22 protein-coding genes and 1 tRNA gene are annotated in these 22,385 nt (G+C 71.6%); 15 read left to right on the forward strand and 8 right to left on the reverse strand.

Features of this window, described 5'->3' with window-relative positions:
• Positions 1-169 precede the first annotated feature (169 nt).
• Positions 170-817 carry an NADPH-dependent F420 reductase gene (locus tag WMF26_RS02655; protein WP_437335661.1) on the reverse strand — a complete coding sequence of 216 codons (648 nt, stop codon included), beginning with the start codon at positions 815-817 and terminating at the stop codon, positions 170-172.
• 104 nt (positions 818-921) lie between these two features.
• Here WMF26_RS02655 and WMF26_RS02660 point away from each other — a divergent pair, with 104 nt between their 5' ends.
• From WMF26_RS02660 to WMF26_RS02710, 11 genes are all read left to right on the forward strand, one after another.
• Positions 922-2,853, forward strand: a complete 1,932-nt coding sequence (locus tag WMF26_RS02660; protein ID WP_437999038.1) for a c-type cytochrome — start codon at positions 922-924, stop codon at positions 2,851-2,853.
• 370 nt (positions 2,854-3,223) lie between these two features.
• Entirely contained in the window at positions 3,224-3,847 is a 624-nt protein-coding gene (locus WMF26_RS02665; RefSeq protein ID WP_437953821.1) for an RNA polymerase sigma factor, read from the forward strand.
• A 98-nt stretch (positions 3,848-3,945) separates the two neighbouring features.
• Entirely contained in the window at positions 3,946-5,301 is a 1,356-nt protein-coding gene (locus WMF26_RS02670; protein ID WP_437999039.1) for an NAD(P)/FAD-dependent oxidoreductase, read from the forward strand.
• Positions 5,302-5,341: 40 nt separating this feature from the next.
• On the forward strand, positions 5,342-6,034 hold the full coding sequence (locus WMF26_RS02675) for a helix-turn-helix domain-containing protein (protein ID WP_437335665.1): 693 nt from the start codon (positions 5,342-5,344) through the stop codon (positions 6,032-6,034).
• A 159-nt stretch (positions 6,035-6,193) separates the two neighbouring features.
• Positions 6,194-6,517, forward strand: coding sequence for a DUF2325 domain-containing protein (locus WMF26_RS02680; protein WP_437317733.1), 324 nt, complete (start codon positions 6,194-6,196; stop codon positions 6,515-6,517).
• 17 nt (positions 6,518-6,534) lie between these two features.
• Positions 6,535-7,563, forward strand: a complete 1,029-nt coding sequence (locus WMF26_RS02685) for a sulfate ABC transporter substrate-binding protein (RefSeq protein ID WP_437953824.1) — start codon at positions 6,535-6,537, stop codon at positions 7,561-7,563.
• Positions 7,564-7,569: 6 nt separating this feature from the next.
• Entirely contained in the window at positions 7,570-8,475 is a 906-nt protein-coding gene (cysT, locus tag WMF26_RS02690; protein ID WP_437999040.1) for a sulfate ABC transporter permease subunit CysT, read from the forward strand.
• Positions 8,475-9,380 (forward strand): sulfate ABC transporter permease subunit CysW, encoded by a 906-nt coding sequence (gene cysW / locus WMF26_RS02695; RefSeq protein ID WP_437953826.1) that lies wholly within the window; start codon positions 8,475-8,477, stop codon positions 9,378-9,380. Before cysT ends, cysW begins: the two co-directional genes overlap by 1 nt.
• Before the next feature lie 60 nt (positions 9,381-9,440).
• Positions 9,441-10,265, forward strand: coding sequence for a hypothetical protein (locus tag WMF26_RS02700; RefSeq protein ID WP_437999041.1), 825 nt, complete (start codon positions 9,441-9,443; stop codon positions 10,263-10,265).
• Positions 10,266-10,538: 273 nt separating this feature from the next.
• A tRNA-Cys gene (locus WMF26_RS02705) sits at positions 10,539-10,610 on the forward strand.
• Positions 10,611-10,705: 95 nt separating this feature from the next.
• Entirely contained in the window at positions 10,706-11,209 is a 504-nt protein-coding gene (locus WMF26_RS02710; RefSeq protein WP_437335670.1) for an N-acetyltransferase family protein, read from the forward strand.
• Here the strand turns inward: WMF26_RS02710 and WMF26_RS02715 are convergent.
• A complete protein-coding gene (locus WMF26_RS02715; protein ID WP_437335671.1) occupies positions 11,179-11,589 on the reverse strand; it encodes an SET domain-containing protein in 411 nt (136 codons plus the stop codon). The two genes, WMF26_RS02710 and WMF26_RS02715, sit on opposite strands and share 31 nt — an antisense overlap.
• 216 nt (positions 11,590-11,805) lie before the next feature.
• On the opposite strand from WMF26_RS02715, the gene WMF26_RS02720 reads away from it, so the two are divergent.
• From WMF26_RS02720 to WMF26_RS02735, 4 genes are all read left to right on the forward strand, one after another.
• Positions 11,806-13,539, forward strand: a complete 1,734-nt coding sequence (locus WMF26_RS02720) for a hypothetical protein (RefSeq protein WP_437999042.1) — start codon at positions 11,806-11,808, stop codon at positions 13,537-13,539.
• A gap of 128 nt (positions 13,540-13,667) precedes the next feature.
• Positions 13,668-16,280 (forward strand): penicillin-binding protein 1A, encoded by a 2,613-nt coding sequence (locus WMF26_RS02725; RefSeq protein WP_437999043.1) that lies wholly within the window; start codon positions 13,668-13,670, stop codon positions 16,278-16,280.
• Positions 16,281-16,388: 108 nt separating this feature from the next.
• Entirely contained in the window at positions 16,389-16,748 is a 360-nt protein-coding gene (locus tag WMF26_RS02730; RefSeq protein ID WP_061625582.1) for a c-type cytochrome, read from the forward strand.
• Entirely contained in the window at positions 16,745-17,209 is a 465-nt protein-coding gene (locus WMF26_RS02735) for a hypothetical protein (protein ID WP_437999044.1), read from the forward strand. The genes WMF26_RS02730 and WMF26_RS02735 overlap by 4 nt, the downstream gene beginning before the upstream one ends.
• A gap of 9 nt (positions 17,210-17,218) precedes the next feature.
• Here the strand turns inward: WMF26_RS02735 and WMF26_RS02740 are convergent, their stop codons facing one another.
• The 6 genes from WMF26_RS02740 to WMF26_RS02765 form a co-directional block, all read right to left on the reverse strand.
• The gene (locus tag WMF26_RS02740) at positions 17,219-17,716 is read right to left on the reverse strand and encodes an SRPBCC family protein (protein WP_437335675.1); all 498 of its coding nucleotides are present in this window, start codon (positions 17,714-17,716) and stop codon (positions 17,219-17,221) included.
• Between the two features lie 81 nt (positions 17,717-17,797).
• Positions 17,798-18,865 carry a metalloregulator ArsR/SmtB family transcription factor gene (locus tag WMF26_RS02745; RefSeq protein WP_437999045.1) on the reverse strand — a complete coding sequence of 356 codons (1,068 nt, stop codon included), beginning with the start codon at positions 18,863-18,865 and terminating at the stop codon, positions 17,798-17,800.
• A 450-nt stretch (positions 18,866-19,315) separates the two neighbouring features.
• Positions 19,316-20,272, reverse strand: a complete 957-nt coding sequence (locus WMF26_RS02750; protein WP_437999046.1) for a hypothetical protein — start codon at positions 20,270-20,272, stop codon at positions 19,316-19,318.
• A 241-nt stretch (positions 20,273-20,513) separates the two neighbouring features.
• Positions 20,514-20,642, reverse strand: a complete 129-nt coding sequence (locus tag WMF26_RS02755) for an AAA family ATPase (RefSeq protein ID WP_438002370.1) — start codon at positions 20,640-20,642, stop codon at positions 20,514-20,516.
• Positions 20,643-20,823: 181 nt separating this feature from the next.
• Complete coding sequence (locus WMF26_RS02760; protein ID WP_437999047.1) at positions 20,824-21,036, reverse strand: hypothetical protein; 213 nt, start codon at positions 21,034-21,036, stop codon at positions 20,824-20,826.
• Positions 21,037-21,094: 58 nt separating this feature from the next.
• Positions 21,095-22,201, reverse strand: coding sequence for a cytochrome-c peroxidase (locus WMF26_RS02765; RefSeq protein WP_437999048.1), 1,107 nt, complete (start codon positions 22,199-22,201; stop codon positions 21,095-21,097).
• Positions 22,202-22,385: the final 184 nt, after the last annotated feature.

Genomic DNA, 22,385 nt, shown 5'->3' on the forward strand with positions numbered 1-22,385 from the left:
GGCCTTCCCCTGCGAGGATTCGGGAGCATGGCTCTTCTCAATCACATATCGCGCACGCGCACGCGCACGCGGAGGCCAGACGCAGACGGGAGACGGGAGACGTGGGAGGGACAATGCTCCCCCACGATCCAAGCCACAAACCCTTACGAGAAACCCATCACTCCTCTCGTCACTTCTTCAGCAGCTTGAACGCGTGCGTCCACCGGTTGTTCAGCAGGCCGGGGATGCACCAGAGCATGCAGAGAGGCTCGATCGCGCGCGCCGCCTCGACGCCCCCCATGTCCTCGGTCTCCCACCCGAACGCGTCGAGGATGCCCTCCACCTCCTTCTTCGCGCCGGCGCTGTCGCCGCAGATGAACATCGTCGGCCGGACGCCATCGAAGTCCGGATTGACCATCCACACGCTGCCGACGCTCGAGAAGGCCTTCACGAAATGCGCGTCCGGCGCGCGCCGCGCGAGCCTCTCGAGCAGCGACTCGTTCGGCCCCGTGAAGAACTTGAGCACCCCGTTGACGGGCGGCTCGTCCGCGATGGGGTTCGTCGCGTCGATGACCGTCTTCCCCGCGAGCGCCGCGGGGCCCGCGAGATCCACCGCCTGCTCCGCCGCCGTCCCCTTCACGGCGAGCACGACGATGCTCCCGAACTGCGCCGCCTCCGCGAACGTCCCCACGCGAGCGTTCGGCCCCGCGTCCGACTGCCAGCTCGCGAGCTTCGATGGCTCGCGCGTGGCGCGCATCACGTCGTAACCGTGCTTGAGGAACCCGTCGGCCAGCACCTGCCCGACAATCCCGGATCCGAGGACCGCGACGTTTTTCATGGCGTGGATCATCGCACGCCTGCGGAGCCGAGCTCCAGCGCAGTTGTCCGAAATTCGAGGCATGCTCGGGCCGCGTTCGCGGGGCGGCGCCGGGCGGAGGAGGCATGATGAAAGCTCGCGTCGCAACGTGGCTCGTCGCGCTCGCCGCTGTGGCCGTCGCCGGATGTGATGATTACGAGGACTGGTTTCCGTCTCCCGACAGCTCCACGGCGACGGGGGGCTTCGCGGGGGGCTTCGCGGAAGGCTTCGCGGGGGGCTTCTCGGTGGGCGTCGGGGGGGTGGGCGGAGGCTCGTTCGGCGATCAGCACGTCGACGTGTCCGCCGTGCCGCCGCCGCCCATCAGCGGCGGCACGCTCCTGGTCACGGCCGACAAGGACCTCGTCGTCGCCGCGGACCCGGATCGCGACAGGATCTCCATCATCAATCTCGGCACCCTCGAGGTGGAGGCCGTCCTCCCCCTGGAAGAGGGCGACGAGCCGGGGCGCGTGACCGAGGGCCCGCCCGGCACGGCCCACGTGGCGCTCCGCCGCGGCGGCGCCGTCGTCACGATCGATCTCGCGACCCAGCAGATGCACCGCAGGCCCGTTTGCCCCGCGCCGCGCGGCGTCGCCTACGACGCTGCGGCCGGCCTGCTCCACGTGGCGTGCGCGGGCGGGGAGCTCGTCACGCTCTCCTCCGACCTCGAGGCCCCGCCCGTCCGCGAGCTGCGCCTCGAGCGCGACCTGCGCGACGTGGTGATCGAGGGGGACGCGCTCCTCGTGAGCCGGTTCCGGTCGTCCGAGCTCCTCGTCGTCTCGGAGGACGGCGCCGTGGCCGAGCGCGTGAAGCCGCCGGTCCACGTCCAGGAGCGGTTCGGGCGCACGTTCGAGCCGGCGGTGGCCTGGAGGACGATCCCGCTGCCCGGGGGCGGCGTGGCCATGGTGCACCAGCGCGGCCTCGTGGACCCGATCGACATCGACGATTCGACGCAGGGCGGCTACTCGGGGTTCGACTGCAGCACGATCGTGGTTCAGCCGGCGGTGACCTTCATGCGACCGCTGCCCAGCGAGGCCAACCCGACGCCGGCGGCGCCCGCGCCGGGCGCGGGCGGCCTCCCCTTTGGCCTGCTCCCCGTCGACATGGCGATATCGCCCGACGGGTTCCGCGGCGCCATCGTGATGGCGGGCAGCCGCACGGTGATCGAGACGCCGCTCGACGTGCTCGAGCAGACCGAGCAGACCGGGGCCGTCGACGACTGCGCGTCCTTCCGCGACCAGCGCTCCATCCCGGTGCCCGGCGAGCCCATCGCCGTCGGTTACGACGAGGCGAGCAACCTGCTCGTGCAGCTGCGGGAGCCGCCGAGCATCCTCCGCTTCGGGGCCGTGAGCGGCGCCCACGTCGCCACCTTCCTGCTCCCCGGCGAGCGCCGGCTCGACTCGGGCCACGCCCTCTTTCACGGCATCCAAGACGTGGAGGTGCAGATGGCGATCGCGTGCGCGTCGTGCCATCCGGAGGGGCAGGACGACGGCCGGACGTGGTCCTTCAAGCCCATCGGAGCGCGCCGCACGCAAACGCTCGCGGGCGGCATCCTCGAGACCGCGCCGCTGCACTGGGACGGCGACATGACCGACCTCGACGCCATCATGAGCGAGGTCTTCGAGCAGCGGATGGGAGGCATCCACCAGCGCCCCGAGCGCGTCGAGGCCTTCGCGTCGTGGCTCGACACGATCAAGCCCGTGCCCGTGTCGGAGCCGGCGGATCCGGCCGCCGTCCAGCGCGGCGAGGCGCTCTTCAACGACGCCGCCGTGGGCTGCGCCTCGTGCCACTCGGGCGAGAAGCTCACGAACGATCAGACCGTCGACGTGGGCACGGGCAAGGCCTTCCAGGTGCCCTCGCTGCGCGGGCTCGCCGCGCGCGCCCCGTACATGCACGACGGCTGCGCCGCGACGCTCCGCGATCGCTTCGGGCCCTGCGGCGGAGGGGACAAGCACGGCGTCACGTCGACGCTCGCGCCGGCCCAGATCGACGACCTCGTCGCCTACCTCGAGACGCTCTGACGACCGGAGCCACCCGGGGCAGCGCAGGGGGGGCGCGCCGGGCTTCGCGCTCGCCTGCGCAGGTCCCGCGGGCGCGCAGGTCCCGCGGGCGCGCCGCTGAACGCCTGCGCGGCGCCCCCGCCGGCCCGGCCGCCAGTCCGGCGCGCGCCGCGGGCCTCTTCGCCACTCTGACGGGCCGCGGCGACCTGCTGTCGATTTGACACGCGCCCGCGTGCCTCCGCCCGCGCCATCCAGCGCCTTTCGCGCCCTTCGCGCGATCCCCCCGGTGGCACCTGCCTTGCCAGCGCTCATCGCAGGAGGTCCCGCCATGCTCGTCCACCCCGCCCATGCCCCCGCCCGGTCCCCGAATCCAGCGCCGTTGTCGCCCGGCGTGACACGCGCGGTCGGGCGCGGGCCGTCGCTCGGCGCGGCCCGGACGGCGCCGGGCGCGGGCGCGCGGGCGGCGGTCGACGAGCTGCTCCGGGGCCTTGTCGAAATGACACCGGAGCTCTTTGGCCGCGCGCTGCGGCTCTCCCGATCGCCCGCGACGGCGGAGGACCTCGTGCAGGACACGGTGGAGCGCGCCATCCGGTTCGCGGCGAGCTATGAGCCCGGGACCAACCTGCGGGCGTGGGTGCACCAGATCCTCTTCAGCGTCTTCATCACGCGCTGCCGGCGCAGCCGCCGCGAGCGCAACGCCCTCGACGTGCTCGCGACCGACCCGTGCGCGTGGACCGCGCCCGAGCGCCGCGCCGACATGCACGCCCTGTCGCCCGGCGTGCGGCGCGCGCTCGCGACGCTCCCGCCGAGCTTCCGCGATACCGTGGTGCTCGTGGACCTCGAGGAGCTTTCCTACAAGGACGCAGCGACGCAGCTGGGCGTCCCGGTCGGCACCGTCATGAGCCGCCTGCACCGCGGCCGGAAGCTGCTCGCCGAGGCGCTGCGCGGCGAAGCCCAAGGCCCGAAGATCGACCTGAAGACCGACGCGCCCACGGACGTGCAGGCCGCCGCGTGATCGGCGGCCGCGCCCGCCGCGCGCCCGGCTTGCCCCCCTGATCGGCGGCCCCTACCATCGGCGTGCCACCGAGGAGGCGTTCCTCGCCAGGAGGCACCATGGCAACGACGGCGAAAGAGCCCCACGTCGTGATCGTCGGCGGAGGCTTCGGCGGCCTGAACGCGGCAAAGGCGCTTCGCAACGCGCCCGTCCGGGTCACGCTCATCGATAGGACCAATCACCACCTGTTCCAGCCGCTGCTCTACCAGGTGGCGACCGCAAGCCTCTCGCCGGCCGACATCGCGGTCCCGATCCGCTCGGTCCTGTCGCGCCAGCGCAACGTGCGGGTCCTGCTCGGCGAGGTCACGAGCGTCGATCTCGCCGGGCGGCGCATCACCGTCGACGCCGACACGATGAAGTACGATTACCTCATCCTCGCGGTCGGCGCGGCGAACAACTACTTTGGCCACGAGGAGTGGGCCCGCTTCGCGCCGGCGCTCAAGAACCTCGACGAGGCGCTCACCATCCGCGAGCGCATGCTGCTCGCCTTCGAGGCCGCCGAGCGCGAGGCGGACCCCGTCGCGCGGCGGCGGCTGCTCACGTTCGTCGTCATCGGCGGCGGCGCCACCGGCGTCGAGATGGCCGGCGCCTTCGCCGAGCTCGCGCGCTACATCCTCGAGCGCGATTTCCGCTCCCTCGACGCCTCGCTCTCGCGCGTGCTGCTCGTCGAGATCGGCCAGCGCATCCTCCAGGCCTTCCCCGAGAGCCTCTCGGCGAGCGCCGAGGAGCAGCTCACGTCGCTCGGGGTCGAGGTCATCAAGGGCCGCCGCTTCCGGACCATCGACGAGCAGGGGGTCGAGTTCGAGGACGGCGAGCGCCTCCCCGCCGCGACGGTCATCTGGGCGGCGGGCGTCCGCGGCACCCCGCTCGCGCGCGCCCTCGGGGTCGAGCTCGATCGCATCGGCCGCGTGAAGGTCGAGCCGGACTGCTCCCTGCCCGGCCACCCGAACGCCTTCGCGATCGGCGACATGGCCATGCTCCGCGACCGGAACGGCGTCGAGGTGCCCGGCCTCAGCCCCGCGGCGATCCAGGAGGGGCGCTTCGTCGCGCGCAGCATCCTCGGCGACCTCGCCGGCCGCCCGCGCGGGCAGTTCGCCTACCGCGACAAGGGGACGATGGCGACCATCGGCCGCTCGCGCGCCATCGCCAGGGTCGGGCACCTGCAGATGTCCGGCACCATCGCGTGGCTCGCGTGGCTCGGCGTCCACGTGCTGTTCCTCATCGGCTTCAAGAACCGCTTCGCCGTCATGTTCGCGTGGATGTGGCAGTACGTCACCTTCAAGCGCGGCGCCCGGCTCATCACCGGCCACACCACCCCCGCCGCGCTCCCCGCGGCGGCGCCCGTGGCCGTCCCCCCGGCGCCCCGCCCGTCGGCCAGGAGCGCGGTGGCGGACGCCGTCTCCGGCGGCGCCTGAGCGACGTCCGCGCTCGCTTGCTTGACGCGCGGCCTCCACCATGGCGGATACGCTTCCAGTGAAGGCACGCAGAGCCCAGCCATCCGCGCGAGCGGCGACCGCCGAACCGCCGCCGCCGCCCCCGCCCCCGGCGAGCGAGCCGGGCGGGGACGACCTCGCGCTCGACGAGTCCTCGGACCTCACGCCGGTCGTCGCCACCAACCTGAAGCGGTTCCGGGCCGAGCGCGGCCTGTCGCTCGAGCGCCTGGCCAAGGCGTCCGGGGTGAGCCGGGCGATGCTCGGGCAGATCGAGCTGGGCCAGAGCACGCCGACCATCAACGTCCTCTGGAAGATCGCGCGCGCCCTCGGGGTCCCGTTCTCGGCGCTGATGAGCCAGGCGACCTCGCCGGTCACGACCGTGATGCAGGCCTCGCACGCGCGCATCCTCCGCTCGCGCAACGGCGACTTCTCCTCCCGGGCGCTCTTCCCGATGGATCGGCCGCGCAACGTGGAGTTCTACGAGCTCCGCCTCGCGCCGCGCTCCGTGGAGCACGCCGACGCGCACGCCCCCGGCACCTCGGAGAACCTGATCGTCACGGAGGGCTCGGTGGAGATCACCGTGTCCGGCGAGCGGCGCGTCCTCGAGACCGGCGACGCCATCCTGTTCGAGGCCGACAGCCCCCACAGCTACCGCAACCTGGGCGGCACCGAGGCCGTCATGTACCTCGTCATGACCTACGGCTCGCGCGGGTAGCCCCCCACCGTTTCCGGACCCCAGCTGCCACGTGTCCCTCCGGTATCCAAGACGTGTCCTCCGTTATATTGTCAGATTCCGCTTGCGCCCTCTGCTGTAGCGTGAGATATGTCCGTTATAGCGGCGGGAGCCCGCTGCTGGTAGCAAGGAGTCGGCGCGATGCGGATCACCTGGATCGGGGGGTTGGATCGCAACCAGGCGCAGCTGGAGCGGATGGCGTTGCAGGCCGGGCACCGTCTGGAGTTTCACACGGGCAACACGGGGGGCCGCGGGGCGGCCGAGATGCGGGCGGCCATCGAGCGGGCCGACCTCGTCATCGTGCTGACCGACGTGAACAGCCACGGCGGCGTGCTGCTCGCCAAGAAGCTCTGCCAGAAGCTCGGCAGGGCGGCCTTCATGGCCCGCCGCGTCGGCGCGTCGCGCTTCCAGCAGCTCCTCGACGCGCTCGCGCAGCGGGAAGCGCGGTATCTGGCGACCGGATGAGGGAGTAGGGACGAGCGATGCGATGCTTGATCATGGTGCTCTGCTGCGTGCTTGCGCTGGCCGGGTGCTCGAAGAGCGAGGCGAGCAAATCGGGCTCGGTGCAGCTGCTGAACGTCTCGTACGACCCCACGCGCGAGCTCTACGAGGAGGTGAACGCCGCCTTCGCGAAGCGCTGGAAGGAGCAGGGCGGGCAGGACATCACCATCAAGCAGTCGCACGGCGGCTCGGGCAAGCAGGCCCGGTCGGTGATCGACGGGCTCGAGGCGGACGTGGTCACGCTCGCGCTGGCCTATGACGTCGACGCGCTCGTGCCGAGCGGTCGGCTCAAGGAGGGGTGGCAGGCGCGCCTCAAGGACAACAGCGCTCCTTACACCTCGACCATCGTCTTCCTGGTGCGCGCGGGCAACCCGAAGGGCATCAAGGACTGGGACGATCTCGTGAAGGAGGGCGTCGCGGTCATCACGCCGAACCCGAAGACCTCCGGCGGCGCGCGGTGGAACTACCTCGCCGCGTGGGGGTACGAGCTGAAGCGGACGGGCGGCGACGAGGCCAAGGCGAAGGATTTCGTCGGCCGCCTGTTCAAGAACGTGCCCGTCCTCGACACGGGCGCGCGCGGCTCGACCACGACGTTCGTCGAGCGCGGGCTCGGCGACGTCCTGATCGCCTGGGAGAACGAGGCGCTGCTCGCGGTGAAGCAGAGCGGGCAGAACGGTAAGGAGAAGTTCGAGGTGGTCGTGCCGTCGATCAGCATCCTCGCCGAGCCTCCTGTCGCGGTGGTCGACAAGGTCGTCGACAAGCGCGGGACGCGGGCGGCGGCGGAGGCGTACCTCAACTTCCTCTACACGGAGGAGGGGCAGCGCATCGCGGTGAAGCACTTCTACCGTCCGCGGCATCCGGCGGTCCTCGCGGCGGCCGAGTCGGAGGGCGTCTTCCAGAAGGTCGCGCTCTTCTCGATTGACGAGGTGTTCGGCGGGTGGCAAAAAGCCCAGAAGGCGCACTTCTCCGACGGCGGCGTCTTCGACCAGATCTACCAGGCCGGCAAGTAAATTTCTGTGGCTCTCCTCTGGCGGCGACAGAGCGTTCTGCCCGGCTTCGGGCTCGCGATGGGGATTACGGTAACGTACCTGTCGCTGCTCGTGCTCGTCCCGCTGTCGATGATCTTCCTCAAGACAGCGACGCTGGGGCCCGGCGAGATCTGGGATGTGGTGACGTCTCCGCGCGCCATCGCCTCCTTGAAGATCAGCTTCTCCGCGTCGCTCCTCGCGGCGGGCATCAACGCGGTCTTCGGCGTGCTCGTGGCGTGGGTGCTCGTGCGCTACAGCTTCCCGGGCAAGTCGATCGTCGACGCGCTCGTCGATCTGCCGTTCGCGTTGCCGACGGCGGTCGGGGGCATCGCGCTCACGGCCATCTACGCGCAGCAGGGGTGGGTCGGCCAGTTCCTCTACCCGCTCGGGATCCAGAGCGCGTTCAGCCGCCTCGGCGTGGTCATCGCGCTCACCTTCGTGGGGCTCCCGTTCGTCGTGCGGACGGTCCAGCCGGTGATGGAGGAGCTCGAGGTGGACCAGGAAGAGGCGGCGGCGTCGCTCGGCGCGGGCCGCTTCGAGATCTTCCGCCGGATCCTCCTGCCGGCGCTCTGGCCCTCGATCCTCACCGGGTTCGCGATGTCGTTCGCGAGGGCGTTCGGCGAGTACGGCTCGGTCGTGTTCATCTCGGGGAACATGCCGCTCAAGACCGAGATCATGCCGCTCGTCATCATGACGAAGCTCGAGCAGTACGACTATGCGGGGGCGACGGCGCTCGCGCTCCTGATGCTGATCTGCTCCTTCGTGCTCCTGTTCGTGATCAACCGACTCCAGCGCTGGAGCGGCTCGCGCGTCTCGTCGCGGAGCCCGGTCGAGGCGCCGCGGGCGGCGGCCGCCGGGGCCGCGGGGGCCGGCGCGCCCGGGGTCGCGTCGTAATGGCGGGCGCGGCGGGCAAGCTGCGGGTGAGGTCGCGCGGGGCGGTGCGCGGCGCGACCTCCGAGCCCGCGCCGGTGCGCTGGGCGCTCACGGCGGCGGCGCTCGCGTTCCTCGGGTTCTTCCTCTTCCTGCCGGTCGTGGCGGTGTTCATCGAGGCGTTGAAGGACGGCCTCTCGGGCTACTGGCGGGCGATCACCGCGCCGGACGCCGTGGCCGCGATCCAGCTGACGCTCACGACCGCGCTCATCGCGGTGCCGCTCAACCTGGTCTTCGGCGTGGCCGCGGCCTGGGCGATCGCGCGCTTCGAGTTCACCGGCAAGAGCCTGCTGGTCACGCTGATCGACCTGCCGTTCGCGGTCTCGCCGGTGATCTCCGGCATGATCTTCGTGCTCCTGTTCGGGGCGCAAGGGGTGATCGGCCCCTGGCTCCTCGATCACGACATCCAGGTGATCTTCGATCGCCCCGGGATCATCCTGGCGACGACGTTCGTGACGTTCCCCTTCGTCGCGCGCGAGCTCATCCCGTTCCTGGAGAGCCAGGGGGCGGACGAGGAGCACGCGGCGCTGTCGCTGGGCGCGAGCGGGTGGAGCATGTTCTTCCGCATCACCCTGCCCAACGCGAAGTGGGGTTTGCTCTACGGGGTGGTGCTCTGCAACGCGAGGGCGATGGGCGAGTTCGGCGCGGTGTCGGTCGTCTCCGGCCATATCCGGGGTCAGACCAACACGATGCCGCTGCACGTCGAGGTGCTCTACAACGAGTTCCACTTCTCGGCGGCGTTCGCCGTCGCCTCGCTGCTCGTCCTCCTCGCGCTCTTCACGCTCGTGGTGAAGCGCCTGATCGAGCACCGGGCGCAGCGCGAGACCGGCCCGGAGCTGGACGAGACGGCGAAGGCCGGCGCGGGCTGACGGGCTGCGCCCGGCTTGCGATGGGCCCCCAGCGCTCCAGGTTCGAGCGAGGGGGGCACGATGCGGTTCTTGGATGCGATTGGGCGTGCGATCGGGGGAATCCTGTCTCCGATCGCCTGGCAAGGCAGCCTTCTCCGGGGAGCGAGGCTGTTCCACCCGGACGGCGTGGTCTACTGCGCGGGGGTGAAACCGCTCGCGGTGGAGGGCGAGGTCGGCGCGCTGGCGCAGCGGCTCGGGGGGCCGGCGCTCGTGCGGCTGTCGGGCGGGATCTGGCGATGGCGGAGCGCGAAGGTCGAGCGCCGTCCGGACGTCCTGGGGGTCGCGGTGCGCTTCCGGGACAGCCAGGAGGTGACGCCGGCGGCGAGCGCCGGCGATCAGGATCTCATCTTCTTGAGCGCGCGGCGCCTGTGGCTGCTTCCGATCGCGGTCTTCACGACGAAGACGCGTGATTTCTTGGACAACCACTATTACGCGCAGCTGCCGTTCGACGTGGAGGGCTTCGGTCGCGCGGAGTTCCGGCTGATACCGCTGCGCCCGTCGACGGTGAAGGGCAATCGCCTGGAGAGGCTGGAGCGCTCGGCTGCGGTGGGGCTCGCGCTGCTGCGGCTCGAGGTCCGTCGCAGGGGAGCGCGGGCGCGCTGGATGGCGGTGGCCGATATCGAGCTGTACGAGCCGGTGGACATCGACCAGAACACCCTGCGCTTCAACCCGTTCCAGGCAGGGAAGGGGATCGTGCCGACCGGGTTGCTCCAGTCGACGCGGCTTTGGACCTACTGGGGCAGCTACCTCGGGCGGCTGCTCGGGGCGCGGATACGGGCGAAGCGGGCGAGCGCGCGAGCGGCGCGAGCGGCGCGGAGAGCGCGGCGGAGGGGGCAGGAGGAGTAAGGGGCGCTCTCCGGAACGCAGCGGCGCAGCGGCCGGCGGAGGGGAGATGACGGAGGGAGGGGGAGGGCGGAGCGGGGCCGGGCGGAGCGGGGCCGGGCGGAGCGGGGGCGGGCGGAGCGGGGCGGGGAGCGCACGGCGCGCGCTGGGGCCCCGCCCCGCGGCGGGACTCCCGTCGAGGCGGCTCGGACGCCTACGTAAATGGTGGTGGGGCGCGGTAAAGGCGTTGACAGCTGGGCAGAAGTGAGGCATGACCTCCCGCCGCTTCGAACAGTCGGTGAGGTAGCCAAGTGGTTAGGCAACGGTTTGCAAAACCGTTATACGCGGGTTCGAATCCCGTCCTCACCTCCGCAAGGACGAAAGTCCGGCCCGAGCGCTGAACGGCCCCAGGGGAGAGCGATGGGCCACGCTGGAGCGCGAGCGCCGGTATCCTCGGAAGGCTCATGATCCGTCTCCTGACCCCGGCCGACGAGCCCTTGCTCTGGGAGATGCTCTACCAGGCCATCCACGTCCCGGAAGGCAGCCCGCCGCCCCCGCGGGACATCGTGCACCGGCCCGAGCTCTCCAGGTACGTGCAAGGCTGGGGACAGCGGGACGATCTCGGCGTCGTGGCGCTCCAGGAAGGCGAGGTCGCTGGCGCCGCCTGGCTCCGGCGGCTCACCGGCGCGCTGCGAGGGTACGGCCACGTCGACGACGAGACCCCGGAGCTCTCCATCGCGCTCCTGCCCCATCACCGGGGGCGAGGGCTGGGCACCCGGCTGCTGACCTCCCTGCTGGAGGAGGCCCGGAACCGCTACCCGGCCATCTCGCTCAGCGTCTCGCCGGACAACCCCGCGCTGCGGCTGTACCGGCGCCTCGGGTTCGTCGAGGTGGGCCGGAACGGCGCGTCGCTCACCATGGTGCTCACGCTCGCGGATCAGCGAGGCTCGAACCAGGTGTACCCGTAATCGAAGCAGAGCTCCTCGCCCTCGTGGATGTCGCGGAGCGCGATGGCAGCCATCGAGTCCGGCACCGGACCGTCGTTCATCTCGATGTTGGGCGTCGAGGAGTGGTTGTACAGCGCGAGCAGCCCCCACGCATACGCCTTCTCCCGCCCGGGCTCCTGTCCCCACGTGAACACGTGATGGAGCGCCTGACAGTCGCGGTGCTCCTCGGTCTTCAGATCCGACGCCGGGAAGCAGCTGACGGCGGCCCACTCGACGACGGCGCCCTTCGGCAAGAACCGGCGAGCGAAGACCCCGCGGCCCTTGCCGGGGATGCGGCGCCAGACGACGTTCGGATGGAACTGGTTCTCGGCGATGAGGGCGTCGATTTCCTGATCGGTCATGGCGGGCGCCGCGGACGCTACCACGCCCCGCCGCGGCGGGACATCGCCCCGCCGCGAGGGCGCCGGCGAGCCGCGCTGTGCCGGCGCGCACATCGGGCAGGATCTCCGGCGGCGCGCCGCGCTGGTCCCGCCCGCCAGATGCCCGGCCGCCGCTAGCTCAGTACGTCAGCGATCCCTGGCGGGACTTCTCACGCGCTGAACTACACTCGGCGCCGCATGAGACGCCTGCCGCGCGGTTCCGCCGTGGTGATCGCCGCGATCGCCGCCTTCGTACTGCTTGGATTCGTGCTCTTCTCCGCGCCGGGACACGACGACAGCCACATCACCTACTGGGCCGCGCACACCCTCAAGGAGCACGGCCAGATACTCAATTACAACGGCGAGCGCGTGGAGCAGAGCTCCAGCCTGGCCCACGTGCTCCTGCTCGCGTTGCTCGGCGCCGTCACGCGCGTGTCGCTGCCGACCCTCGGCCCGCTCACGTCGATCGCGGCCGGCGCCGCCGCGATCGCGCTCACCGCGCGGCTCGCGCGCGCGGCCGTCCCGGCGGCCCCGCGCGGCGCCGAGCTGCTCGTCGCGACGGCCTCGTGGTTCATCTACTGGGGCTTCGGCGGCCTCGAGAGCACGCTCGTCGCCGCCGCGGCGGTGTGGCTCGTCCTCGAGCTCGACGGCTACCTCGCGGCGCCCGATCGGCGCGCCCTGCTCTGCTTCGCCGGCGCCTCGCTCCTCTTCCTGTGCGCGCGCCCCGAGAGCCCCCTCGTGCTCGCGTGCGTCCTCGCCGCCGCGCTCGCCTACGCCCTCCTCCGGGCGCGCTGGGCCGATCCCGCCGCAGGCCGCCTGCGCGAGGCGCGGACGGCGCTCGTCGCCGCCGCGGTCGTGGGCGCCGAGGTCGCGCTCCTCTTCGGCGCGCGGCGGCTCTACTTCGGCGCCTTCTTCCCGAACCCGGTCTACTCCAAGGCCGCCGGGATCGACGTCGCCGCCGGCCTGTCCTACCTCTGGGCCAACCTCTATCCGACCGGGCTCTGGCTCATCGCGGGCGTCGCCGTGGGCATCGTCCAGATCGCGCGGGCGGCGCTCCGCGAAGAGCCGTGTTACGCCGCCGTCCTGTCGGCGGCGTTCGCCGTCGCCTACGTGGCCTTCATCGTCCTGACGGGCGGCGACTGGATGACCGGCGGGCGTTTCATCTCGCACGCGCTCCCCCTCCTGGTCGTCGTCACCATGGTCGGCCTCTCCGCGACCCTGGGCAGCGCGCCCCGCGTGCACATCGCGCTCGTGCCGCTCGTCGCGGTGAACCTGGTCGGCGTCGTCGCGCTCGCCGACTCGAGGTCGTCCGGCCGGCCGATCTGGTCGACCTTCGGCCTGCGCGAGGCGCTCAAGGCGCGCGTCGGGGACCGCGACTACTCCTGGTTCGAGCTCGCGAACAAACCGCACCTCCGCGACACGACCATCACCGATGTCGTCCTGGACGCCATGCGGGAGATCAAGGCCAAGAAGCCGGATCACCGCTTCGTGGTGATGTCGTCGCAGGCGGGCATGACGGCCTACCACGTCTTCAAGGAGCATTACGGATCAGCGGAGTTCATCGACACGTGCTCCCTCGCGACGCGCGATTTCCTGACCTGCCTACCGCCCGGCATCCTCAGCCGACGCCGCATCGGGATGGTGCTCAACTTCCGCACCTACTTCGACAAGCAGGCGATGATCGACCAGCGCTGCGGCACCCGCCGTCCGGACATCGTGTTCGACCACAGCGGCCGTGGGGTGGAGGCGATCCTCGAGCGCAAGGGGTACTCGATCGTCTACCGGCAGCGCGGCCCCATCAAGAACGAGGGGCTCGGCCCGTGGCTGCGGAACACCGTGCCTTCGGACACGTTCGTGGCGATCGACACGGCGCTGCTCGCCGGCACGTCCATCGAGGGCAAGCGGACGAGCTACAAGTGGAGCATCCAGTGATCGTCGGCGTCCGCGGCGCCCGGGCCCGTGATACCGTGGCTCGGCCGGAACACCTCACCCGCGACGCGAGCGCGCTGCGGGCTCCGGCGCGCTGACGCATGGCCTCGGATCCCCCGCGACGACCCGCCGTGCTGCCCGAGGCGCAAGGCCCCCGACCAGGGCCGAGCGCCCCGTCGGCGCCGCTGGAGCCCACGCTGCCGTACGACGCCGGCGCGGCGAGCTCCGATCCGACGCCGAGCGAGCGCGCGCCGACGCGGCTCTGGTCGCCGCAGCGCCCTGCGCCGCCGCCGTCGCCGCCCGCGGCCGTGCCTCCGCCGCCGTCGCCGCCCCTGGCCGTGCCTCCGCCGCCGTCGCCGCCCGCGGCCGTGCGTCCGCCGCCGGCGCGGGTCGCCGCGGCGCTTCGCGCGGCCGTCGCGGCGCTCGGCAGGATCCTCCAGCGGAAGCCCCGCGGCGCCGGTCCCAGGCCGCCGCTCCGGCCGCAGCTTCTCCGCTGGGGCAAGCGGCTCGCGATCGCCTTCGCCGGCCTCCTCGCCGCCGCGGTGCTCGCGTTCTTCCTCGTCGTCCGGCGCTACGAAGCCGACCTGCCGACCACAGCGGAGCTGAAAAATTACAACCCGCCGCAGGTGACGCGGTTCCTCGCGCGCGACGGCACGGTGCTCGGCGAGCTCTTCGTCGAGCGCCGGACGCTCGTGCCCGTCACCGAGATCCCGCCGGTGATGAGCCTCGCGGCGCTCGCGGCCGAGGATGCCAGGTTCTACAAGCACGACGGGCTCAACTACCTCGGCATGCTCCGCGCGCTGCTCGTCAACCTGCGCTCCGCGGAGGCGCGCCAGGGCGGCAGCACGATCACCCAGCAGGTCGTGAAGAACGTGCTGCTCACGCACGAGCGCACGCTGGACCGCAAGATGCGCGAGCTCCTCCTCGCCCGCCGCATCGAGCAGGAGCTCACGAAGGACCAGATCCTCGAGCTTTACCTGAACCACATCTACTTCGGCCACGGGCGCTACGGGGTCGAGGAGGCGGCGCGGTTCTACTTCGGCAAGAGCGTCCGCCAGGTGACGCTCGCCGAGGCGGCGCTCCTCGCGGGCATCGTGAAGGGGCCCTCCATCTACTCGCCGCGCGTGAACAAGGAGCGCGCCGAGAAGCGCCGCGCCTTCGTGCTCGGCCAGATGCGCGAGAAGCGCTTCGTGCCGGCCGCCCAGGTCGACGCCGCCCTCGCCGAGCCGATCCGCCTCGCCCCCGAGCCGGAGCACTCGGACGAGCTCGCGCCCGAGGTCCTCGCCGAGGCCGAGCGCGCGCTGCGCAAGGCGGTCGGGCCCGAGGCCAGGTACGGCGGCTACACGGTCGTGACGTCGATCGACCCGACGATGCAGGCCGCGGCGCGCGCGGCCGTGCGCCAGAACCTCGACGCCTACGCCGCGCGCCACGGCCTCGTCGCGCCGTTCGTCCGAAAGAAGGGCGATCCGGCGCCGTTCCAGGGCGCCCCCAGGGATCAGAACCGCGCCTACCTCGGCGTGGTGACGGGCGCCGACGACGCGCGCGGCACGCTCGCGATCCGCGTGGGCGCGGCGCAGGGGACCGTCGACCTGCGGAGCGAGCGCCGGTACAACCCGCGCGGGCTCCCGCCGAGCCGCTTCGCCGAGGTCGGCAAGGTGCTGCGCGTGCGCTTCGCGGGCGAGCCCGAGGCCGGCAAGCTGCGGCTCGACCTCGGCCCGCAGGGCGCGCTCGTCGCGCTCGACGCGCGCACGCGCGAGATCGTCGCGCTCGTCGGCGGCTACGAGGGCGCGCGCGGCGGGCTCGATCGGGCGAGCCACGCGCACCGGCAGCCGGGGTCGACGTTCAAGGCCATCGTCTACGGCTACGGCATCCACGCGCGGAAGCTCACCGCCGCGTCGATGCTCGAGACGAACCCGGCGGCGCTCGAGGGCTACAAGCCCGGCAACTACGACGAGAGCGAGGGGCAGAGCCCGAAGCGCCTGCGCGAGGCGCTCGCCCACAGCGTGAACGTCGCCGCGGTGGCGGCGCTCCGGGACGTGGGCCCCGAGGCCGTGGTCGCGTGGGCGCGCGAGCTCGGGATCGCGTCGAAGCTCGGCGCCGACCTGTCGCTCGCGCTCGGCGCCTACGAGGTGACGCCGCGCGAGATGGCGGGCGCCTACGCGACGTTCGCGGCGGGCGGCGTGGTCCAGGAGCCCGTCCTCGTGACGAAGATCATGGGCCCGCGCGGCGAGGCGCTGCCCTTGCCGGCGCGCCCGCCGCCGCGGCCGGCGATGACCGCGGCGGAGGCGTACGTCACGACGGACCTGCTCACGTCGGTCGTGAAGGTCGGCACGGCGAAGCAGGCGCTCTCGCTGCGCCGGCCGATCGCGGGCAAGACGGGCACGACGAACGACGCGAAGGACGCCTGGTTCGTCGGCTACTCGACCGACATCGCGTGCGCCGTGTGGACCGGCTTCGACGACGCCACGCCGCTCGGCGGCGGCGAGGTGGGCAGCAGCGCCGCCCTGCCGGCGTTCATCGCGTTCATGGACAAGGCGCACGCGGGGCGGCCGGCGACCGACTTCCCGGAGCCGCTCGGGATCGTGCGCCTCCCCATCGACCCGGAGACGGGCGCGCTCGCGATGCCCGGCCAGGAGAACGCCGTCGAGGAGGTGTTCCTCGAGGGCACCGAGCCGACCGGGGTGGCCCTGCCCGACCCGTCCGCGATCGGGCAGGGGATCCTGGACCTGTTCAAACCGCAGTGACCGTCGCCCGCGCCGCCGGGCTGGCCAGCCGCCCGGCGCCCCGGCGAGCCCTGCGTCACGACGTCGCGTTCCTTCGGCGCGCGGTCGCGCTATGTTCCCGCTCGCCGCATGACACGGTCGCCGATCCTCGCCGCCCTCCTCTTGCTCGTGGCCGCGTGCAAGGGGCCGGCTCCCGACGAGGGGGTCGCGCTCTCGCCGCAGGCCGCGAAGGGCAAGGCCCTCTTCTCCACGCTCTGCGCGTCCTGCCACGCCCCCGCGGCCAAGCTGGTCGGCCCGCCGCTCAGCGAGATGGCGGCCCTCTACGCGACCGATCCCGCGGGCATCGTCCGCTGGGCCGTGGCCCCGGGCCGCAAGCGCGCCGACGTCCCGCCGATGCCCAGCTTCCGCGGGGTCCGCGAGTCGGACCTCGCCGACGTGGCGCAGTACATCATCGAGGCCGGCACCGCGGCCGGAAAGCAGGCTCCATGATCTATTCGTTCGTCCTCGTCGTGCACTCGTGGCTGCGCTGGGCCGTCCTGCTGCTCGGGTTCCTCTCGCTCGTGCGATCGGTCCAGGGCTGGACCCAGCGGAAGCCGTGGACCCCGGCGGATCGCAAGGCGAGCGCCGCGTTCGTCGGCGCGCTCGACGCCCAGCTCCTCCTCGGCCTCCTGCTCTACGTCGTGCTCAGCCCGCTGCGGCCGACCTCGCTGGCCGCGCTGAAGGCCGCGATGCCCGTCGCCGCGCTGCGCTTCTTCGCCGTCGAGCACGTCTTCCTCATGATCGTGGCGGTGGCGGTCGCCCACGTCGCCTCGGCCCGGGCGAAGCGGGCCGAGGACCCCACGGTGCGGCACCGGCGCATCGCGCTCGGCGTCCTGTTCTCGCTGCTCCTCGTGCTCGCCGCCATCCCCTGGCCGTTCCTGCCCTACGGCCGCCCGCTGTTCCGGTTCTGAGCCGCAGCGCTACGCCGCCGCTCTCCCGGCCTTCCAGCCGGCCGCGAACTCCTCGATGCGCGCCTTCAGGGTCGCGCACTCGCGCCGGACGATCCTCGACGCGAACACGTCCCGCAGCAGCCGGTCGGCGACCTTCCCCAGGACGGGGAGGTTGAGCGAGCCGCGCAGCTCGTCCGTGACGAGCGTGGCGCCGCCGGGCAGCGGCTTCAGCCGGTACTGCGAGGAGTGCGGGAAGGCGCTCTTCGGCGCCTTGAGATCCGTCTCGACCCAGCCGATCCCCGCGCCCTCTTCCCAGTGGGTCACCCGCGCGCCGCGCGCCTCGGGGGCGCTGCCGAAGAACGAGTGATCGATGAGCACGCGCGTCCCCTTGCCCCGGCGAACGTCGGTCTCGAAGCGCACCGCGACGTGGAACTCGTTCACCTGCATGAGGCGCTCGAGGTCGCTCATCCACGCCCACGCCACCTCGATCGGCGCCTCGATACGGATGCTCTCCTGGATGTACAGCACGAGGACCCTCGCTTTCGCCCGGGGAAGCCGGCGCGGTCACCGTAGCACGGCGGGAGCGGCCGAAAGCGCCCGCGGCCGCCATCACTCGCGGATCTTCGTGTCCCTGTTGTAGCCGCGCGGGTGGAGCGGCGACAGCTTCTCCAGCCAGATCTGCTCCAGCAAGGTGAGCTCGTCGGTCAACGAGAAGCTTGGATCGTCCTTGGTCTGCACGACCTCGAGCACCTCGAACGTGAAGGCCTCGGCGCCGTGCTCCTTCCAGTCGCGCTGGAGCTCCTGGTTCGTGTGAGCGCCGAGCGACAGCATGAAACGGTGCTTGTTGAGCGGCCCGTGGAGGTTCGTGCTGCTGCCGAGCAAGACCTTGCCGTTCACCGTGTTCTTCACCTGGAAGATGCCCGCCTGCTTGGGGGTCTCGAGGTACTTCCGCTTCAGCTCTTTGCGCGTTTCCATCCTGCTCGCTCCCTGGATGGGCTTGCCGGTCGCGGGGGGCTCCTTCCCCGGCTCCGGGGCCTCGCTCCGTGTCTCGGGCGCCTTCGCTTCCTGCTCGATCAGCCAGTAGCGCTGGCCGTCGCGCGCCATGTATCCCTCGTCCACGAGCAGGCGCCGGATGGTGCAGTGGTCGGGATACAGGGTCTGGATGATCTCGTTCACCTCGCGCTCGCGGTAGCGCCGGCCCGCCTGGAACTTGCCGACGAACTGCTCGAGCACGATGCGCCGCTTGCGCCATTGCTTCGGCAGCTGGACCAGCGCGCCGTCGCGGAAGTAGGCGCGCGTCACCTTGTTCCGCGATCGCTCCACGCGGCGCTGCTCCGGGCCGCCCTCGGCGCGCGGCAGCGCGGCGAGCTCCCTCAGCCGCAGATCGAGCAGATCGGCGCGCAGGGCATAGACCAGGTAATACTGGGTCTTGCGCTTCGTCACGAGGCCCGCCTCGTCGAGCTTCCGCAGGTGGAACGACACGGTGGACGGCGCGCGCCCTAGCCGCTCGGCCAGCTCCTCGGCGCAGTGAGGCCGCTCGATCAGGGCGCTCACCACCTGGAGCCGCGAGGCGTCGGCGAGCGCCTTGAGCACGCCGATGCGCTCCTCGACGCTCAGGGCGCCCGCAGCGCCCGCAGCGCCCGGCGTGGGCCCCGCAGGATCTGGTTCGACAGTCATCAAATCAGAATAGCGAGCGCCCGCGCCTGGTCAATCTGTTTCGACGGATGTCGAATCAGTCTCGCTGGGCGCGACGGGCGCGGTCGCGCCACGTCGGCGGACGCCTGCGGGCTCGCCGCCGGCGGGCGGACGCGTGCGGGAGGATGCCCGCGGGGCTCGCCGCCGGCGGGCGGGCCCCGCGGGCGCTGCGCGTCACGCCACGCTCACGCCGCGTCTTCCCGGCTCATCCGGAGCAGCCACAGCGGCGCGAGCGCCTGCGACAGGCTCCCCGCGAGCGACGCGTCGGCGAAGCCCCGCCCGCGATCGCGTGCTCGGGCCAAGGCCGAGCGTCACGCCCTCGGCGTTCGTGGTGCGCCGTTCGAAGAGCGGGATCGTGAAGTGCACGGCGGCGAGTGCAGCGGGCTGCGCAACCGGCCACCGCGGAGGCATTCTTCCGAAGGCGGCGGAGCGTCAGCGCCCCTCTGGGTTCGCGAGCCATGCCGCGAGGGTCTCGCCGTCCAAGGTCAAGACCACCTCATCCAGACGCTCTTCCCCGAGCCGCGCCAACCTCTCGGCCAGGGTGCTGCGCTCGTCGTCCGTCATCGCCCTGCCGAGCCGCTTCTCGAACAGCCGCGCCAGCGCCAGCCGCTTGCCCTCGTCCAGGCCGAGTCGCTTGCCCTCGTCCAGGCCGAGCCGCTTGCCCTCGTCCAGGCCGAGCTGCCGCTGCTCCGCCTGGTAGCTCTTGAACCACTCCTGGATCTCCATGATGACGTCATCCTCCACGTCTTCCGGGAGCTGCCCGGGGATCTCGTAGCCGAAGTGTACCAAAAGCGGCAGGGCGACGCTCCGCTCCCAGGCGTCCTCCGGCAGCGCCATCAGGTCCTGCAGCGCCTCGCGCAGCACCCAGCGTGCACCCATCAGCCGCAGGATGAGCGTGCTGCGCGTGCGCGGCAGCTCGGAGAGCACCACGACGCGCACGTGCAGCGCCGGCGCCGGACCGTACACACCCGGGCTCAGCGCCTGGCAGCCGTATCCGTCGAGCACCGTCTCGGGCCGTCCCGTGCTGACGACGATGAGCCACGGGAAAGGCACCTCGTTGCGAGATGCCGGTGGAGCCTCGATCCGATCGGGCGCGGTCCGCGCCCGCCGCTCGAGCTCGTGATGCCAGGCGAGCTGCTTGCGCAGGCAATCGCGCATGTGCCGCAGGCCCGGGGTGTTGCGGAAGACCTCGAACATACATGGCCCGGCCGCCAGCTCGCCCAGCACTCCAAGCTCGCGCCGCACCGCCTCGCGCGCCGGATCGGGCACACACCAGACGTCGATCCGCTGGGTGGCCGCGGCGACCTCGACCTCGGTGTCCGACTCCGCCATGCGCCGGAGCGCGTCGCGCAGCAGACTCTTGATGAACTGGTCGGAGCGTTCGCGCATGGGACCAACATCCCCTCTCGATGCAGGCCATCGCACGCACTGGTGTGCGCGACGCGCGGCCAGCGCGGCTCATGCATTGGTCTACGGAGCGCTGCACGAGAAATCGTGGAGGTAGCGAGCGATTTCTATCGGAAAAACCGGTGAAGGCAGCGGTGGATTCCCGAACGAACGAGTGGTGATGCCCGTAAAGGTGGATGGCCCGCCTAGGAGAGCTCGCGACGCCGACTCATGCGCTGCGCCGTCAGGCGGGCACGAGGTCGAACACGGCCCGGTGGGCCTTCTCGATCTCGTCGAGCAGGAGCACGCAGGACGGCCGCTCGCGCACGCGCTGCGTGAGCAGGCCGCCCGCGCCGTCGGTCCCGCGGATCAGACGATCGGCCGCGCCCTCGCTCGACCTCCAGGCGGTGCGCGCTCCCGGGCAGGAGCCCCAGGTGCTCCCACGTCGACAGCGCCCGCGAGGCGAGCAGCCGGCGCACCTCGTGCCGGCTCGCCGGCGCGATCGGCTCGCCGGCCTCGACGTGGAACGCGTGGCCGAGGCTCGGCACGAGCACTCACGCGAGGACGTCCTCGTCGCGGCCGAAGCTCGCGGCGTCGGGCGCCGCGACGGGGAAGGCGACGCCCGCGCCGTCGAAGCGCTCGCGCACGACGACGAGCGCCCGCGCGGTGCGCCCCTCGCGCGCCTCGGGAGCGCCGTCCGCGGAGGCGCCCGCTCCGTTCTCAGGAGCGGGCGCGGATCGCCCCTCGTCGCCGGCGCCCGTGCTCATCCGAGGGGGCGGAGCAGACCCGATCGGCCCGGTCGGCGCTATCGGATCGGCGCGCCGCTCACGACGGGTCGGCCTTGGGCGTCGCGGGCGTGCTCGGGGGCAGCTCGGGCTTCTTGATGTACTCGGTCGGGAGCTCGCCGGTGAGCGCCTTGAGGAACGAGATGATCGCCTTCACCTCCTCGGGCTTGGCCTCCACGCCGAGCTGGTGCCACGCCATCTTGGTCACGGTCTCGTCGAGCGTCGCGATCGAGCCGTCGTGGAAATAGGGGAAGGTCTTCTCGATGTTCCTGAGGCTCGGGACGCGGAAGAAGAACTTGTCCTTCTCGTCCTTCGTGGCATCGAAGCGCCCGTTGTCCTTGAGGCCGGCGTACTCCTTCACGAGGCCGAGCTTCTGGAACGTCGAGCCGCCGACGGCGACGCCCGTGTGGCAGGTCGGGCAGCCGAGCGAGATGAACTTGTGGAACCCGGCCTTCTCCTCGGCGGTGAGGGCCTTGTCGTCGCCGTCGAGGTACTTGTCGAAGCGCGACGGCGTGACGAGGCCGCGCTCGAACGCGCCGATCGCCTTGGCCATGTTGTCGTAGGTGATCGGCTCCTTGTCGTCGGGGAAGGCCGACTTGAAGAGCTTCACGTACTCGGGGATCGACTTGAGCGTCGTGATGACCCGCTTCTCGTCGGGCATGGCCATCTCGACGGGGTTCAGGATAGGCCCCTTGGCCTGGTCCTCGAGGGTGGCCGCGCGGCCGTCCCAGAACTGGGCGATGTGGTGGCCCGCGTTGTAGGCCGACGGCGAGTTGCGGCCGCCCAGCTGGCCCTTGTGCCCGGAGGAGAAGTTTTTGTTGTCCACGCCGTAGTTGGACAGGTCATGACACGAGTTGCAGGAGATATCGTGGTTCTTCGAGAGGCGCGTCTCGTACCAGAGCATCCTGCCCAGGGTCACCTTCTCATCGGTGATCGGGTTCTTGTCGTACTCGAATTTGGCGGGCAGGACCTTGAAGGACTTGACGTCGTCCGGATTGAAGACGAGCGGCTTCACGTCGCCCGTCGTCGAGGGCTTTGCCGTGGTCGAGGCCGGGGGGGCCTGATACTCGTACTCCGCGGATCGTTCGCAGGCGCCGAGGCCGGCGGCGACGAGGAGCACACAGACGAGAGATGAGGGCGAACGCATGATGTCTCCTGGCTCGTGAGGACGAAGTCCACGGTAGATAGAGCCGCCTGCCACGTCAACGCGCGCCTCAGCCGCGCAGCTGCCGCGACCGTCGGCCGAGGCGCGCTGCGCGGTCGCGCGGGGCGCCCGGCGACGCGGTGCGTGTTACCGCCAGGTTGCGACTCCTGGTCTCGAGGGTAGCGCA

It is taken from the genome of Sorangium sp. So ce185, assembly GCF_051526825.1.
Taxonomy (GTDB): domain Bacteria; phylum Myxococcota_A; class Polyangia; order Polyangiales; family Polyangiaceae; genus Sorangium; species Sorangium cellulosum_D.

Excerpts from the sequence above, each read along its gene's own strand:
- WMF26_RS02735 (WP_437999044.1), top strand. The coding sequence starts at position 16,745 with ATGATCTATTCGTTCGTCCTCGTCGTGCACTCGTGGCTGCGCTGGGCC.
- WMF26_RS02655 (WP_437335661.1), bottom strand. The coding sequence starts at position 817 with ATGAAAAACGTCGCGGTCCTCGGATCCGGGATTGTCGGGCAGGTGCTG.
- WMF26_RS02765 (WP_437999048.1), bottom strand. The coding sequence starts at position 22,201 with ATGCGTTCGCCCTCATCTCTCGTCTGTGTGCTCCTCGTCGCCGCCGGC.
- WMF26_RS02685 (WP_437953824.1), top strand. The coding sequence starts at position 6,535 with ATGCGATGCTTGATCATGGTGCTCTGCTGCGTGCTTGCGCTGGCCGGG.
- WMF26_RS02680 (WP_437317733.1), top strand. The coding sequence starts at position 6,194 with ATGCGGATCACCTGGATCGGGGGGTTGGATCGCAACCAGGCGCAGCTG.
- WMF26_RS02745 (WP_437999045.1), bottom strand. The coding sequence starts at position 18,865 with ATGACTGTCGAACCAGATCCTGCGGGGCCCACGCCGGGCGCTGCGGGC.
- WMF26_RS02700 (WP_437999041.1), top strand. The coding sequence starts at position 9,441 with ATGCGGTTCTTGGATGCGATTGGGCGTGCGATCGGGGGAATCCTGTCT.
- WMF26_RS02750 (WP_437999046.1), bottom strand. The coding sequence starts at position 20,272 with ATGCGCGAACGCTCCGACCAGTTCATCAAGAGTCTGCTGCGCGACGCG.
- WMF26_RS02760 (WP_437999047.1), bottom strand. The coding sequence starts at position 21,036 with ATGAGCACGGGCGCCGGCGACGAGGGGCGATCCGCGCCCGCTCCTGAG.
- WMF26_RS02670 (WP_437999039.1), top strand. The coding sequence starts at position 3,946 with ATGGCAACGACGGCGAAAGAGCCCCACGTCGTGATCGTCGGCGGAGGC.
- WMF26_RS02730 (WP_061625582.1), top strand. The coding sequence starts at position 16,389 with ATGACACGGTCGCCGATCCTCGCCGCCCTCCTCTTGCTCGTGGCCGCG.
- WMF26_RS02715 (WP_437335671.1), bottom strand. The coding sequence starts at position 11,589 with ATGACCGATCAGGAAATCGACGCCCTCATCGCCGAGAACCAGTTCCAT.
- WMF26_RS02710 (WP_437335670.1), top strand. The coding sequence starts at position 10,706 with ATGATCCGTCTCCTGACCCCGGCCGACGAGCCCTTGCTCTGGGAGATG.
- WMF26_RS02675 (WP_437335665.1), top strand. The coding sequence starts at position 5,342 with ATGGCGGATACGCTTCCAGTGAAGGCACGCAGAGCCCAGCCATCCGCG.
- WMF26_RS02720 (WP_437999042.1), top strand. The coding sequence starts at position 11,806 with ATGAGACGCCTGCCGCGCGGTTCCGCCGTGGTGATCGCCGCGATCGCC.
- WMF26_RS02660 (WP_437999038.1), top strand. The coding sequence starts at position 922 with ATGATGAAAGCTCGCGTCGCAACGTGGCTCGTCGCGCTCGCCGCTGTG.
- cysW (WP_437953826.1), top strand. The coding sequence starts at position 8,475 with ATGGCGGGCGCGGCGGGCAAGCTGCGGGTGAGGTCGCGCGGGGCGGTG.